This window comes from Actinocorallia aurantiaca, assembly GCF_039533685.1.
GTDB classification, from domain to species: Bacteria; Actinomycetota; Actinomycetes; order Streptosporangiales; family Streptosporangiaceae; genus Actinocorallia; species Actinocorallia aurantiaca.
In genome coordinates, this window is sequence record NZ_BAAATZ010000004.1 from 7,713 (window position 1) to 21,780 (window position 14,068).

The following is a 14,068-nucleotide window of genomic DNA, read 5'->3' on the forward strand; positions in this document are numbered from 1 at the left end:
GGGGCCTCACCTGTGAGCCGTCTCGGCGGCTTCGGGACGGGCCTCGGTGCTCGGGGCGGACTACAGGTCCGGGTAGAGCGGGTGCGCGTCGGCCAGGGCCTTGACGCGGGCGCTCAGGGCCGGGGCGTCGAAGCCGGGCTGGAGGGCCAGGGCGAGGATGTCGGCGACCTCCTCGAAGTCCTCCTTGCCGAAGCCGCGGGTGGCCAGGGCCGGGGTGCCGATCCGCAGGCCGGAGGTGACCATCGGCGGGCGCGAGTCGTTGGGGACGGCGTTGCGGTTGACCGTGATGCCGATCTCGTGCAGCCGGTCCTCGGCGTCGCGGCCGGTCAGCTCGGAGTCCACCAGGTCGACCAGGACCAGGTGCACGTCCGTGCCGCCCGTCAGCACCTTCACACCGGCCTTGGCGGCGTCCTCGCGGAGCAGCCGGTCGGCGATCAGCCGCGCCCCCTCCAGGGTGCGCTGCTGGCGGTCCTTGAACTCCTCGGACGCCGCGACCTTGAGCGCCACGGCCTTGGCCGCGATCACGTGCTCCAGCGGACCGCCCTGCATGCCGGGGAAGACCGCGGAGTTGATCTTCTTGCCGAAGGCCTCCTTCGCCAAGATCAGGCCGCCGCGCGGACCGCCGAGGGTCTTGTGCGTGGTGGTCGTGACGATGTCGGCGTACGGCACCGGCGACGGGTGCAGCCCGGCTGCCACCAGGCCCGCGAAGTGCGCCATGTCGACGAACAGCAGCGCGCCGACCGAGTCGGCGATCTCGCGGAACCGGGCGAAGTCCAGCTGCCGCGGGTAGGCCGACCAGCCCGCGACGATCATCTTGGGCCGGTGTTCGGCGGCCAGCGCCGCGACCTCGTCCATGTCGACCAGGCCGTCGGACTCCCGGACGTGGTAGGGCACCACGTTCAGGAACTTGCCCGAGTAGTTCAGCCGCATGCCGTGCGTCAGGTGCCCGCCGTGCGCCAGGTCGAGGCCGAGGATGGTGTCGCCGTGGTCGAGCAGCGCGAAGTACACGGCCGTGTTGGCCTGCGCGCCCGAGTGCGGCTGGACGTTGGCGTGCTCGGCGCCGAACAGCTCCTTGGCCCGGTCGATCGCCAGCTGCTCGGTGACGTCGACGTACTCGCAGCCGCCGTAGTAGCGCCGGCCCGGGTAGCCCTCGGCGTACTTGTTGGTGAGGACCGACCCCTGCGCCTCGAGCACCGCCACCGGGGCGAAGTTCTCGGAGGCGATCATCTCCAGGGTGTGCTGCTGGCGGCCCAGCTCGGCCCTGACCGCCTCGTGCACCTCCGGGTCGACCTCGGACAGGTGCTGGAAAAGGGTGCTCATGCTTCCTCGATGATCTTGGAGTAGGCCTCGGCGTCGAGCAACTCGGGGTTGTCGTCGTCGATCCGGATCCGGTACAGCCAGCCCTCGCCGTACGGGTCGGCGTTGATCGTGGCGGGGTCCTCGGTGACACCCTGGTTGACCGCCACGACCTCGCCGGACAGCGGCGAGTAGATGTCGGAGACCGACTTGGTGGACTCGGCCTCGCCGCACGGCTCGCCCGCGGTCACCGCCTGCCCCTCCTCGGGCAGCGAGACGTACACGATGTCGCCGAGGGCGTCGGCGGCGTAGTCGGTGATCCCGACGGTCACGACGCCGTCCTCACCGTCCAGGCCCGAGACCCATTCGTGCTCCTCGGTGTAACGGAGCTGCTCAGGAACGCTCACTTGTCTGTTCTCCTGTAGAAGGGCAGGTCGACGACGTCGACCGGTTCGTGCTTTCCGCGGATGTCGACGGCGACCGGCGTGCTGCCGGTCCCGACGTAGGCCATGGCGATGGGCTTGCCCAGAGTCGGAGAAGGCGCTCCGCTGGTCACGACGCCGCATTCGGTGCCGTCGTCGCCGATGACCGCGTATCCCGCGCGCGGGACGCGCCTGCCCCGGGCGACGAGCCCGACGAGCCTGCGGGACGGCTCTGCCTCGGCGACGGCCGCGAGGGCGTCGCGTCCGACGAAGTCCTTCTCCAGCCGTACGACCCGGCCGAGACCAGCATCGTACGGGGTCAGCTCCGCTGTCAGCTCATGCCCGTACAGCGGCATGCCCGCTTCGAGCCGGAGGGTGTCGCGCGCCGACAGCCCGCACGGCACGACCTCGTCGCCGCCCGCCTCGACGATCTTCTGCCAGAGCGGGACCGCGTCGCCCGCCTCGACGAAGAGCTCGAAGCCGTCCTCTCCGGTGTACCCGGTGCGGGCGATGAAGGCGACCACGCCCCCCACCGTGCCGCTGATCATGGCGTAGTACTTCAGCCCGGCCAGGTCGGCGTCGGTCAGCCGCTCCAGGATCGCCTGCGCCTTCGGGCCCTGGACGGCGATCAGCGCGTAGTTCTCGGACTGGTCGTCGACCGAGGCCTCGAAGTCCGCGGCCCGCCGCCGCAGCTCCTCCGCGACCACGGGGGCGTTGGAGGCGTTGGCCACGACGAGGAACCCGTGCAGGCTGAGCCGGTAGACGATCAGGTCGTCCAGCACCCGGCCCTCGGGGTCGACGATCATCGTGTAGCGGGCGCGGCCGGCCTCCAGCGCGGAGGCCTTGCCGACCAGCGCGTGGTCCAGCGCTTCGGCGGCCTGCTCGCCTGTAACGAAGATCTCACCCATGTGCGAGATGTCGAAGATCCCGGCGCTGGTCCGCACGGCCTGGTGCTCGGCCGTCTCGGACCCGTAGCGCAGCGGCATGAGGTACCCCGCGAAGTCGACGAGGTTGCCGCCGAGCTCCTTGTGCAGCTCGTACAGGGGCGTCGTTTTCAGTGTCTTCGATGCATCCATCGAAGCGGGCTTTTCAGAGGCGTTGGACACCGCGGGTGAGCTCCTTGCGACCGGCACACGGCAGAACGTTTCCCATCGTCCCATCCGTACACCTGCTGAGTGGGCCCTCCCCCTCTGTCTCGCTTGCCTGAGAGCTTCACCCGTGAGGGTTTTCACCTTCGGCGGAAGGCTCACGGACCTTCTCTTTCCAGAGGCCGCCCACCCTTGCGGTCCTTGCTGCCTGAGAGGTTCCGGGGAGGAATTGCTCCTTCGGCGGCCCGGACCCGAGGGGCCCGGACGCTCTCCCGCAAGGGATCATTCGGCGCCGCTCCCACTATAGGGCCTGCTCTCCCTCCCGTCTCAGGACGCCTCCCTCCTGCGGCTCAGCCGGCCAGGTAGAGCAGGGCCACGGCGATGGCGAGCCCGCCCAGCAGCAGCCTCAGCGCCTTCTCGGGGAGCCGCGGCTGGAGGCGGGCGCCCAGATAGCCGCCCATCAGGCCGCCCAGCCCGCACAGGAGGCCCAGGGTCCAGTCGGGGGCGATGTCTCCGGGGGTGAGCAGGGAGAGGACGGCGTAGGTGGCGGCTCCCACGATCGAGGTGACGAAGGTGGCGGCCAGCGCGGCGGGGGCCACCACCGCGACGGGCATGCCCCGGCCCACCAGGATCGGGCCGAGCAGGGAGCCGCCGCCGACTCCGTAGATCCCGCCGACGACCCCGACTCCCAGCGCCAGCAGGGACACCGAGGAGCGCGACGGGTCCGCGGCGGGCGGTCCGGCGGAGGGCCTCACCGTCCGCAGGCACAGCCACAGCCCGAGCGGCAGCAGGAAGGCGGCCACCAGCAGCTTGAACACCCGGGGGCCCGGCAGGGCGAAGACCCTGATCACCGCCCCCACGACGACACCGGGGACGGTCCCGGCCAGCAGCAGCCGGGCCAGGGGGCCGGTCAGCTGCCCCGTCCTGCGGAACCTGATCAGCGCTCCGGGGCCCGCCACCACGTTGAACAGCAGGTTGGTGGGGGTGACCGCCGGGCTGGGCACGCCGAGCACGCTCAGTTGGACGGGGAGCAGGAACACCGCTCCGGACACGCCCACGGGCGCGGTCACCACCGAGATCAGCAGCCCGGCGCAGAGGCCGAGGAGGCCGGTCTGCCAGAATTCCCCACTCACCCGACCAGGATCACATAAAACTCCCGCCCCGGGAGCATGAGACCGGCGACGCTGTCACGCGTCGCCGGTCTCGAGCAGAAGGTCTAGCTCTGTTGTCTCGATCTCTCGCAGACCCCCTTCACTGACCGGAACATGGGACAGGATGTCGCTGGTACTGCTGATCGACACCTCCTGTGCGAGGACTAAGAGCAACTTGCTTAGAACTGTACGAAGCGTGGCGATGCCTTGCGCTCTTATAACCGGCAAATGCTGGTAGAGCACTCTTTAGGCGATACGTGTCTCCTGGTAGACCAGCCGGAACCGCAGGACGGCGTGCAGGTCCGGCATCTCGATCACCTCGCGGAAGCGCACCAGCGAGTCCTCTCCGATCCGGGTGAGCAGCAGCCCCAGATCGGCGCTCTCGTGGCAGAGGATCTGCAGCATCACCCGCGGCCTGGACCTGGTGCCGGTGAACCGGACGCGCACGTCGTGCACCCCGGGCATCCCCATCACCTCCCGGGTGAGGGCGGCCACCGCCTCGTTCGTCAGCGCCTTCCTGCGCCCGCCCAGCAGAGTGAGGCGGCGCAGCGCCGCGGCCCGCCCCTGGGCCAGCAGCCAGCACACCCCGAGCACCGCCGTCATGGCCAGCAGGGCCGTCACCACCGGCCAGAACCAGACGTGCCCGGCGATGAAGTCGGAGGTGCCCTCGCCGAGCACCGCCCGGCCCCCCAGGAACCGGTTCATCGCGAGGACCGCCCCGCTCGTCGCGCACAGCGCCAGCCCCGCCAGCGCCAGTCCCCTGCGCGCCATCAGCCGCGCCGGCCCAGCCGGACGACGACCGGCCGGCGGCGCTGCGGGCGGATCTCCTCCAGCCTGGCGTGCACCGCCCTGCGCAGCGGTTCCCGCGCCTCGGGGGGCGTCCCGCGCGGCACGTACCCCCTGACCTTGATCTTCCAGCCGACGCGCACCCTGACCCCCTCGACCACCGGCACCCCCAGGGCCGCGTCCGCGAGCGCCCGCCGCAGCCCCTCCCTGGTCAGAGCGGCCGAGACCGCCGGATCATCGCCTTTGAGCAGTTCCAGCCGCGCGTGGCCCGGCAGCACCGCCAGCAGCAGCAGGACCATGCCCGCGGTCCACAGGAGGTAGCCGGCCAGCTCCACCGAGGGGTCGCCCCACAGCAGCGACCGCAACCCGGTGTTCAGCCGCTCCGTCCACTCGTACGGCACGAGGTAATGGCCGTACCTCCGGGCCAGAGCCTCGGCGGCTCCGACCCCGCCGCACGCCGCCATCGCGAAGGCGACGGTCAGCTCGGCCGCCGTCCGCTCCTTCTGGAACTCCCTGGCCGTACGCCTGCGCGCCTCACGGCGTCGCGCCGAATCCCCGAACAGCTCAGTGACCAGCGTCTCCCCCATAGAGGAACAGTAACCGAGCGAACACCCTCAGCGATCTTCCGGGACCCGAGTCTTTCCCGGTGGTTCCCCGCCGGTCACGGATGGAGCCTGCCGCCCTCCCGCAGCATCGCCACGAACTTCTCGATCCGGGCGGCGCGGGTCTGCGGCCGCTTCGCCTCCTCGACCCGGTGGAGGATGGAGTAGCGGTTGGTGCCGTCGAGGGCGGCGAAGGCCGCCGCGGCGGCGGGCACGGCGTCCAGCGCCGCCCGGAGGTCTTCCGGGACGACTGCGTTCTTCGGCGAGGCGTAGGCCCGCTCCCACCGGCCGTCCGCCTTGGCACGCTCGACCTCGGCCAGCCCCGCCGGGCGCATCCGGCCCTCGGCGGTCAGCTCGGCGACGCGCTCGGTGTTGACCTGCGACCACCTGCTGCGCCGGGCGCGGGGGGTGAACCGCAGCAGGTAGTACGTCTCGTCGAAGGAGGCCTTCTGCCCGTCGATCCAGCCGAAGCACAATGCCGCGTCGCGCGCCTCGGGGTAGGTGACGGACTCCACGCCGGAGCCCTTCTTGGCGAACTTGAGCCACAGCCCCGGCGAGGTCTCGTGCTCGGCCTCCAGCCACTCCTCGAAGGCGGCCCGGGACGGGAAGGCGAGTGTCGGCAGATCCCTCATGCCGCCGACGCTAACGGCCTCCTACGACATTTCCGGCTCAGCGGAAGACGATCGTCTTCTCGCCGTTCAGCAGGATCCGGTGCTCGGCGTGCCAGCGCACGGCGCGGGCCAGGGCCAGGCACTCCATGTCGCGGCCGACCCGGCGCAGGTCCTCGGGGGTGTGGGTGTGGTCGACCCGGGAGACCTCCTGCTCGATGATCGGCCCCTCGTCCAGGTCGGGCGTCACGTAGTGGGCGGTCGCGCCGATCAGCTTCACCCCGCGCTTGTACGCCTGGTGGTAGGGCTTGGCGCCCTTGAAGGACGGCAGGAACGAGTGGTGGATGTTGATCACCTTGCCCTGCAGCTTGGCGCACAGGTCGTCGGTGAGGATCTGCATGTACCGGGCGAGCACCACCAGGTCGGCGTCGTAGTGCTGGACCAGGGTGAGGATCTCGGCCTCCTGCGCGGGCTTGCCCATCGACATCGGCAGGTGGTGGTAGTCGATCCCGAACGACTGGGTGAGCGGGCGCAGGTCGGGGTGGTTGGAGACGACCGCGACCACGTCGATGTCCAGCAGGCCCGAACGCACCCGGAAGAGCAGGTCGTTCAGGCAGTGCCCCTCCTTGGACACCATGATCAGCACCTTCATGCGGGTGGCGGCGTCGCTCAGGTGCCAGTCGAAGGCGAACTCCCGGGCCATCGGCGCGAACAGGCCCTGGAGCTCCTCCAGGCCCTCCTTCGCGCTGAACTGCACGCGCAGGAAGAACCGTCCGGCGTCCTGGTCGCCGTACTGCTGGCTCTCCAGGATGTTGCACTGCCGGGAGGCGAGCAGGCCGGAGACCGCCGCGACGATGCCCGGGCGGTCGGGGCAGGACAGCGTGAGGATGTAGCTCAACTCTTCACCTTCGGTGGGCCGGAGCGGGCCGGGGCTCGGACGCGACGCCTCTGAGCAGGACGTCCGGGGCATGGAGACTTGCAATTTTATGCGCTGTCCGGAGGCGCCGTGTTTGGACGGCGGAGCGTGTGCCTACATTCAAGGACATGCGTCGGCTTCTAGCTATTTTGCTCGCTTTCGTCCTCCTCTCCGGATGCGCCGGATCCGAGGACGGGGACCCCGGCCCGTCCCGGTCCGGCGAGACGCCCGGGGACGGGACCGGGACCCGCCGCCCCGCGGAACAGGACGGCGTCCCCACCACGGCGGGCACCCACAAGCTCAAGCTCGAGGTCGGCACGCCCGGGCACCGCGAGTACCGGCTGCGCGTCCCGCCGGGGCTGCGCGACTCCCCCGGCCCCCTGCCGCTGGTGCTGGCCGTACACGGCGGGGCCTCCAACGCCGAGAAGTTCGAGGAGCTCAGCGGCTTCGACGGGGTCGCGGACGACGAGGGCTTCCTCGTCGCCTACCCCGAGGGCTTCGCCTTCAGCTGGAACGCCGGCCCGTGCTGCGGCCCGGCCAAGCTGGGCCGCGTCGACGACGTCGGGTTCCTGGAGAAGCTGATCGACCGGCTGGTCGGCGCCGGGGTGGCCGACCCGGCGCGGGTCTACGTCTCGGGCTTCTCCAACGGAGGCGGCATGGCCTACCGCATGGCCTGCGAGGGGCCGGGCGGGGTCAAGGCCATCGGAGTCGTCTCGGCCTCGCTGATCATCGACTGCGAGCCGAGCGAGCCCGTGTCCGTGATGATCGTCCACGGGAGGGCCGACAGGTCCGTCCCCTACGGGGGCGGCGGTCAGCGGGACTTCAACGACGAGCGCCCCTTCACCCCCGTCTCCCACGCGGTGGGCTTCTGGCGCAAGGCTCTCGGGGCGGGCTCCCTGCGGAAGGACGGCTCCTGCCGTACCGCCCGGGGCGAGGCCGTGGTGCGGTTCTGCCCGCACGGAGGCGGTCACGTCTGGCCCGAGGGAACCGCCGCCCGGCTCTGGGCGTTCTTCTCCTCGGTCTGACCGCCCAACAGACGCGAATACTTTTCATGTTTCACTTTTTATGGGAAAGTGAACGCATGGATCTCAAGGCGCGCTACGACTTCGCGACCGCGGAGTTCGACCCCCCGTTCGCGATCGTCGACCTCGCCGCCTTCCGCGCCAACGCCGAGGCGCTGGCACGCCGGGCGCACGGCAAGCCGATCAGGGTCGCCAGCAAGTCCGTCCGGGTCCGCGCGCTGCTCGAAGAGGTCCTCGCCATGGACGGCTTCGCGGGCGTCATGGCCTTCACCCTGTCCGAGGCCCTCTGGCTGGCGGAGCACCGCACCAGCGACGACATCCTCGTCGCCTACCCCACGGTCGACCGGGCGGCCCTCCTGCGCCTCACCCGGGACGAGCACGCCGCCCGCGTCGTCACTCTCATGGTGGACTGCCCCGAGCACCTGGAGCTCATCCCCTCCGGCGGCCACCCCGTCCGCGTGTGCCTCGACATGGACGCCGCCTACCCGGTGCTGGGCGGCCGGGTCAAGATCGGCGCGCGACGCTCCCCCCTGGCCACCGCCGGGCAGGCCGCGGCCTTCGCCGAGGAGATCGCCAAACGGCCGCACCTGCGGCTGGTCGGGCTGATGGGCTACGAGTCCCAGATCGCCGGGGTCGGCGACGCGCCCGCCGGACGGCCCGCCTACGGTCTGGCCGTCAAGGCGATGCGCTCCCGCTCCAGGGTGGAGCTCGCGCGGCGGCGCGGCGAGATCGTGCGGGCGGTCCGCGAGGTCGCCGACCTGGAGTTCGTCAACGGCGGCGGCACCGGAAGCCTGGAGTGGACCTCGGCGGAGAAGGCCGTCACCGAGGTCGCCGCCGGGTCGGGCCTGTTCCAGCCGCACCTGTTCGACCACTACAGCATGTTCAAGGCCACTCCCGCCGCCCTGTTCGCGCTGCCCGTCGTCCGGCGCCCCGCACCCGGCACCGTCACCTGCCTGGGCGGCGGATACCTCGCCTCGGGGCCGGCCGACGCGCTGCGGCTGCCGCAGCCCTACCTGCCGTCCGGGTTGAAGTACACCGGCACCGAGGGCGCCGGCGAGGTGCAGACCCCGCTCGTCGGGCCGGGCACCGCCGGGCTGGAGGTCGGCGACCGGGTCTGGTTCCGGCACACCAAGGCCGGCGAGCTGTGCGAACGTTTCGACGCGGTGCACCTGGTGCGCGACGAACGCCTCGTCCGCACCGTCCCCACCTACCGGGGCGAGGGGCGCACCTTCCTGTAGCGGACGCGAGACGGCTCCGGCCCCTCCCGAGAGGAGGGGGCCGGAGCCGTCCGCTACTTTCCGCCGCGCCGCGCCCGCATCACCAGGAGGGTGACACCCACCAGGATCACCCCGCCGATGATGAGCGCGCGCTTGCGCTGCTCGTCGGTCAGCGGCGAGCCGTCCTCGTCCCCCGGGCTCACGATCGAGCCGACCGTCACCGCCACCTGGTGCAGCTCCTCGCGGACCCGGTCCCCGGTCCGGTGGACGACATTGCTCGGGCTGACCCGGTCCGCGATCGCGTCGATGTTCCGGGCGAGGGCCTCGAGTTCGCCCTCGATCTCCTGCTCGATCCGGTCCGGATCTCTGTCGGCCATCCCGCGTCCTTCGTCTAGTTCCGGTGGGCGATCAGTCTTGCAGGTCGGGACCTCCGCCTCCGACCCGAGTGCGGGTAAGTTTGTCCCCCGCACCACCCTCCGCGAAAGGATGCCAGGTGACAGATCGTCTCGAGCCGGGTGACGAGGCCCCCGACTTCACGCTTCCCGACGCCGACGGCGAGCCCTTCTCCCTGTCCTCGCTGCGCGGCCGGAAGGTCTTCCTCTATTTCTACCCCGCGGCCATGACCCCCGGGTGCACGAAGGAGTCCGTGGACTTCGAGGAGTCCCTGCCGGACCTCGCCGAGGCGGGGGTCGCGGTGGTCGGCGTCTCCCCCGACGCCCCCGCCAAGCTCGCCAGGTTCCGCGAGCGCGACGGGCTGACGTTCCCCCTGCTGTCCGACCAGGACAGGACGGTGCTGAAGGCGTACGCCGCCTTCGGGGAGAAGAAGCTCTACGGCAGGGTCATGGAGGGCGTCATCCGCTCCACCTTCCTCATCGACGAGGAGGGGCGGATCGAGAAGGCCTACTACAACGTGAAGGCCACCGGGCACGTGGCCCGTCTTCGCCGGGAACTCGGGTCATAGGCGCGCTGGTAAGGTCTTAGCGCGCGGGGCCGTAGCCCAATCTGGCAGAGGCCGGCGGTTTAGGTCCGTCGTGTTGTGGGTTCGAGTCCCACCGGCCCCACAGAGAAAAGGGACAGCCGCCCGGCTGTCCCTTTCTCCATTCCGGAACCGTTCGCCGCTCTTCTCGCGCCGCCCGAGTCGATATATGAAAAAAAGACCCTTCCGTCAGGGTCGACCCGACGTACATTGGACGGGTCCGCGACGGTGGGAGGGGTCTGAGGCGTCATGTTCGTCCGGAGATCGGTCAGGGACCTGCTTCCGGGTGACCATGCCTGGCTTCCCTTCGGCTCCCCCGACGAGCAGGCCCACGTCATCGGTGCGTGGATCGAGCAGGGCCTGCGCACCCGCGACAGGGTCATCTACGTGACCGACGCCGAGCACTGGGAGCTTCCCGGCCTGTACGGGCGGGACCTTCGCCCCGCCATCAGGGCGGGGTTCCTGAGCCTGATCCCGGTGGGCGAGGCCTGCCTCACCGGCGGGATGTTCGATCCGGAGAAGATGCTCCAGACCCTCTCCGACGAGCTCGCCAAGGCCGAGGAGCAGGAGTTCCGCGGCGTCCGGTTCACCTCCGAGATGTCGTGGGCGCTGGCCCAGCCGTTCGGCGACACCCGCGTCGAGGTGTGCGAGCGGGAGATGGACGAACGCGTCGCGCCGAGCGTGACGGTCACCGCGATCTGCCAGACGGACCTGCGTCGCTGCTCGCCCGCCCAGTTCGACCTGCTGGCCGCCCGCCACGAGGTGCGGGTGGTGCCCGACCCCGACTTCGACGACCCGGTGCTCAGCATCACCCGCACCTACTCGCCGCCCGGCCTGCGGCTGCGCGGCGAGCTCGACGCCGCCCGGCACACGCACTTCGTCGAGGCGCTGAACTCGCTCCCACCCGGCGACGACGAAATTCAGCTTGATCTCTCCGAATTGGACTTTCTCAGCCTCGGTGCTTTGAGGACAATGGTCGAGTACACGCGGAGACGCGGAGCACGCAGTGCCGTGGTGCTGCACCGGGTTCCCCCCGGGGTGCGCGCCACGCTGGAGGTGGTCGGACTGCACCGGCTGCCGGGTATCCGACTGGATGAGGACTGATGGCCCTGACCCATGTGGCGCTTCCCTACGAGGACGACGAGGAGTTCCTGCGGGCCGCTCTCCCCTTCCTGAACGACGGGCTGGAAGAGGACGAGACCGTCCTGGCCGTCACCTGCGAGCGCAAGACGTCCCTGCTCCGCGAGAAGTTCGGGACACAGGTGCGCTATGTGGACCGCTCCTCCTTCTACGAGCATCCGACGCGGGTCGTCTCGCGGGTCCTGCACCAGATGGAGACGGCGGCGGGACGCGGCCGCCGGGTGCGGCTGCTGTGCGAGCCCGAGTGGGCGGACCGCCCGGCGTGGGAGACGGTCGAGTGGCTGCGGCTGGAGGCGCTGGTCAACATGGCGCTGGCCCGCACGGACGGCTCCGTCATGTGCCCCTACCACCAGGGCCTGCCGGAGCCCGTCCTGGCCGGCGCGCGGCGGACCCACCCGCAGGTGGCGCGGGAGGGGCGCTGCCAGGACAACCCGTCCTACCTGGATCCCGCGGCCTTCAGCGCGATGTGCGACCAGCCGCTGACGACGGCGCCCGCGCGCGCCGTCGAGCTGCGCGTGCACTCCCCCGACCTGCGGGACCTGCGCGCCCTGGTCACGGCGTTCGCCCGCCGGCACGGGCTGTCCGGGCATCCGCTGCACCAGCTGCTGGTCGCGGTCACCGAGGTGGTGACCAACGCGCTCGGCCACGGGACTCCGCCCGTCCTGCTGCGGGTGTGGGGCGAGGCGGACGCGCTGCTGTGCGAGGTGAGCGACCGGGGTCACTGGCGACCCGCGGAGCCGGGTCCCGGCTGGCTGCCGCCGAGGGCGTCCGACTCCCCGCGGCTCGGGCTGTGGGCGGTGCGGATGTTGTGCGGCCTGGTCCAGGTCAGAACGGGACCCGAAGGCACACGGGTTCGTATTCGCACTCCGCTGCGCAAATGAAATGCACGTGCAGATGCATTAGCCATGATATTTCCGTATCAGCTCGGGAGAGTCGCACCTGATCGATCCGACCCGGCGTACGCTTGACGCCAGCCGAAGGAAACACTTTTCTGCGCACCATTCAGGATGGAGCATGGACACCTGGTTCACGCAACGCCCGGTCGGTGAACTGCGTCCGGGCGACCACGCGTGGCTGGCGTACTCCCATCCCGACGAGCAGCGGCGGGTGCTGGGCGACTTCATCTACGACGGCCTCGCGGCGGGAGAGAAGGTCATCTACCTGGCGGACACGACCCCGCGCGACCTTCCCGGGCTGCTGTCCCTGCACCGCATCGACGCCACGCCCTTCGCCGAGGCCGGACACCTGTCGGTGATCCCCTGGGACCTGGCCTGCGTCCACGACGGGCAGGGGCTTCCCCGCGCCCTGTTCCGGACCCTGGAAAAGGAGATCTCCCAGGCTCTCGACCAGCGGTTCCGCCGGGTCCGCATCACCGCGGACATGACCTGGGCGGCGGGCGTGCCCGGAGGCGACCGGTTCATGTTCGACTGCGACTGCGAGGTCGAGGCCCTGGTCGGTCCCAGCACTCTGACCACCGCGATCTGCCAGGTGGACCGGCGCCGCTGCACCCCGGAGGCGCTCTCCACACTTCAGAACCACCACGAGGTACTCGTCGAAGTGAACCCCGAATACGACGACGGCGTGCTCCGCATGACCCGGACGTACGCCCCTTACGGCCTCCGCCTGGAAGGGGAGATCGACGGAGCGCGGCACCACGCCTTCACCCGGACCCTCACCGCGGTGAGCGACCCGCGCAACGAGCTCCACCTCGAACTGGCCGACCTGAGATTCATCGACCTGGGCGCGCTGAACCTCCTGGGCACCCACGCCCTGCGCCTCACCCGGGGCGGGCGGCTCGTCCTGGACAATCCCTCACCGGAACTGGAGACCGTGATCGAGATGGTGGGTTTCCACCGGCTGCCCGGCATCGCCAAGGGACGGGGATGGAGGTCGGACTCATGACCGCCGCCACGCCCTCGCTCGTGCACCAGGCCCTCCTGCACAGCGGCACCGAGGAGTTCCTCGGGGCCGCCGTGCCGTTCCTGCGGGAGGGCTTCGCCACCGGCGACCACATCATCGCCGTGATCCCGGGCGTCCGCCGCGACGCGCTGAGGGACGTCCTGGGCCGGGACAAGGAGCGGGTCGAGTTCTTCGACGCGACCGAGTTCTACCGGCATCCCGTCCGCACCATCGCCGCCTACCACGACGTGCTGCGCCAGGTCGGCTCCGTCAGGCTGCGCACGCTGGCGGAGCTGGACTGGAAGAACTGGGACCAGGACTGGGAGCGGCGCGAGTGGAGCCGCTACGAGGCACTGGTGAACGCGGTCTTCGGCGGCTCGAACGCGCAGGTCATCTGCTCCTACGACCGCTCCCTCGCCCCTCCCCCGGTCGTCGAGCAGGCCCGCCGCACCCATCCGGAGATCTTCGAGGGCGGGCTCCACCCGGCCTACAACGACAGCTACACCCGTCCCGAGCACTACGACGCGGGCCGCGACCGGCTCCCTCTGCCGGAGATTCCCGCGGACGCCGCCCGGCTGCCCGTCACCTCGCTGGACCTCTCCCCGATGCGCTCCTTCCTCACCGAGCGGGCGCTGCGGATGGGACTGCCGGAGGACAGGCTCGGCCCGCTCTGCATGGCGGTCAACGAGATCGCCACCAACGCGGTGGTGCACGGAACCCCGCCGATCGAGTTCCGCGTCTGGCGTCAGGACGGGGCGCTGCACTGCGAGGTCGCCGACGTCGGGCTGTGGCACCCCGAGGCGCTGACGGGGTTCCTGCCTCCGGAGACCGCCGTCGACAGCGGCTTCGGACTGTGGAGTGCCCGGCTGCTGGTCGACCTGCTGGAGATACGGGCCGGTTACCACGGCACCCGGGTGCGGCTGCGAACGGCCTGCGAATGACCCG

At 70.6% G+C, this 14,068-nt stretch carries 16 protein-coding genes, 1 tRNA gene and 2 riboswitches; of the genes, 8 read left to right on the forward strand and 9 right to left on the reverse strand.

Translation table 11 applies throughout. The annotated features are described in order from the left end of the window. Window positions 1-60 precede the first annotated feature (60 nt). The 8 genes from ABD327_RS05680 to purU form a co-directional block, all read right to left on the reverse strand. On the reverse strand, window positions 61-1,320 hold the full coding sequence (locus ABD327_RS05680) for a serine hydroxymethyltransferase (protein ID WP_344449098.1): 1,260 nt from the start codon (window positions 1,318-1,320) through the stop codon (window positions 61-63). Further along, complete coding sequence (gene gcvH / locus ABD327_RS05685; RefSeq protein WP_344449099.1) at window positions 1,317-1,703, reverse strand: glycine cleavage system protein GcvH; 387 nt, start codon at window positions 1,701-1,703, stop codon at window positions 1,317-1,319. The genes ABD327_RS05680 and gcvH overlap by 4 nt, the downstream gene beginning before the upstream one ends. After that, window positions 1,700-2,794, reverse strand: coding sequence for a glycine cleavage system aminomethyltransferase GcvT (gcvT, locus tag ABD327_RS05690; protein ID WP_344449100.1), 1,095 nt, complete (start codon window positions 2,792-2,794; stop codon window positions 1,700-1,702). Before gcvT ends, gcvH begins: the two co-directional genes overlap by 4 nt. Window positions 2,795-2,898: 104 nt before the next feature. Continuing rightward, a riboswitch (glycine riboswitch) is annotated at window positions 2,899-2,991 on the reverse strand. Further along, window positions 2,992-3,091, reverse strand: a riboswitch (glycine riboswitch). A gap of 65 nt (window positions 3,092-3,156) precedes the next feature. Beyond that, complete coding sequence (locus tag ABD327_RS05695; protein ID WP_344449102.1) at window positions 3,157-3,939, reverse strand: TSUP family transporter; 783 nt, start codon at window positions 3,937-3,939, stop codon at window positions 3,157-3,159. Between the two features lie 264 nt (window positions 3,940-4,203). Continuing rightward, window positions 4,204-4,728: a hypothetical protein gene (locus ABD327_RS05700; RefSeq protein ID WP_344449103.1), complete on the reverse strand. Its 525-nt coding sequence runs from the start codon at window positions 4,726-4,728 to the stop codon at window positions 4,204-4,206. Continuing rightward, window positions 4,728-5,330, reverse strand: coding sequence for a DUF6286 domain-containing protein (locus ABD327_RS05705; RefSeq protein WP_344449104.1), 603 nt, complete (start codon window positions 5,328-5,330; stop codon window positions 4,728-4,730). Before ABD327_RS05705 ends, ABD327_RS05700 begins: the two co-directional genes overlap by 1 nt. Before the next feature lie 74 nt (window positions 5,331-5,404). Continuing rightward, the gene (locus ABD327_RS05710) at window positions 5,405-5,977 is read right to left on the reverse strand and encodes a YdeI/OmpD-associated family protein (RefSeq protein ID WP_344449105.1); all 573 of its coding nucleotides are present in this window, start codon (window positions 5,975-5,977) and stop codon (window positions 5,405-5,407) included. Between the two features lie 37 nt (window positions 5,978-6,014). Continuing rightward, the gene (gene purU, locus ABD327_RS05715) at window positions 6,015-6,851 is read right to left on the reverse strand and encodes a formyltetrahydrofolate deformylase (RefSeq protein WP_344449106.1); all 837 of its coding nucleotides are present in this window, start codon (window positions 6,849-6,851) and stop codon (window positions 6,015-6,017) included. A 146-nt stretch (window positions 6,852-6,997) separates the two neighbouring features. Here purU and ABD327_RS05720 point away from each other — a divergent pair, with 146 nt between their 5' ends. Both ABD327_RS05720 and ABD327_RS05725 read left to right on the forward strand, forming a co-directional pair. After that, the gene (locus tag ABD327_RS05720) at window positions 6,998-7,894 is read left to right on the forward strand and encodes a CE1 family esterase (protein ID WP_344449107.1); all 897 of its coding nucleotides are present in this window, start codon (window positions 6,998-7,000) and stop codon (window positions 7,892-7,894) included. 56 nt (window positions 7,895-7,950) lie between these two features. Further along, window positions 7,951-9,129 (forward strand): amino acid deaminase/aldolase, encoded by a 1,179-nt coding sequence (locus tag ABD327_RS05725; protein ID WP_344449108.1) that lies wholly within the window; start codon window positions 7,951-7,953, stop codon window positions 9,127-9,129. Window positions 9,130-9,182: 53 nt separating this feature from the next. On the opposite strand, the gene ABD327_RS05730 is transcribed toward ABD327_RS05725, so the two are convergent. Then, complete coding sequence (locus ABD327_RS05730) at window positions 9,183-9,485, reverse strand: DUF3618 domain-containing protein (RefSeq protein ID WP_344449109.1); 303 nt, start codon at window positions 9,483-9,485, stop codon at window positions 9,183-9,185. 116 nt (window positions 9,486-9,601) lie between these two features. On the opposite strand from ABD327_RS05730, the gene bcp reads away from it, so the two are divergent. The 6 genes from bcp (at window position 9,602) to ABD327_RS05760 (ending at window position 14,064) form a co-directional block, all read left to right on the forward strand. Continuing rightward, entirely contained in the window at window positions 9,602-10,069 is a 468-nt protein-coding gene (gene bcp / locus ABD327_RS05735; RefSeq protein ID WP_344449110.1) for a thioredoxin-dependent thiol peroxidase, read from the forward strand. A gap of 25 nt (window positions 10,070-10,094) precedes the next feature. After that, window positions 10,095-10,169: transfer RNA gene (locus tag ABD327_RS05740), tRNA-Leu, on the forward strand. A 164-nt stretch (window positions 10,170-10,333) separates the two neighbouring features. After that, a complete protein-coding gene (locus tag ABD327_RS05745) occupies window positions 10,334-11,188 on the forward strand; it encodes an MEDS domain-containing protein (RefSeq protein ID WP_344449111.1) in 855 nt (284 codons plus the stop codon). Beyond that, on the forward strand, window positions 11,188-12,105 hold the full coding sequence (locus tag ABD327_RS05750; protein WP_344449112.1) for an anti-sigma factor RsbA family regulatory protein: 918 nt from the start codon (window positions 11,188-11,190) through the stop codon (window positions 12,103-12,105). The genes ABD327_RS05745 and ABD327_RS05750 overlap by 1 nt, the downstream gene beginning before the upstream one ends. Window positions 12,106-12,238: 133 nt before the next feature. After that, complete coding sequence (locus tag ABD327_RS05755; RefSeq protein WP_344449113.1) at window positions 12,239-13,126, forward strand: MEDS domain-containing protein; 888 nt, start codon at window positions 12,239-12,241, stop codon at window positions 13,124-13,126. Next, the gene (locus ABD327_RS05760) at window positions 13,108-14,064 is read left to right on the forward strand and encodes an anti-sigma factor RsbA family regulatory protein (RefSeq protein WP_344449114.1); all 957 of its coding nucleotides are present in this window, start codon (window positions 13,108-13,110) and stop codon (window positions 14,062-14,064) included. Before ABD327_RS05755 ends, ABD327_RS05760 begins: the two co-directional genes overlap by 19 nt. The last annotated feature ends 4 nt before the right edge of the window (window positions 14,065-14,068 follow it).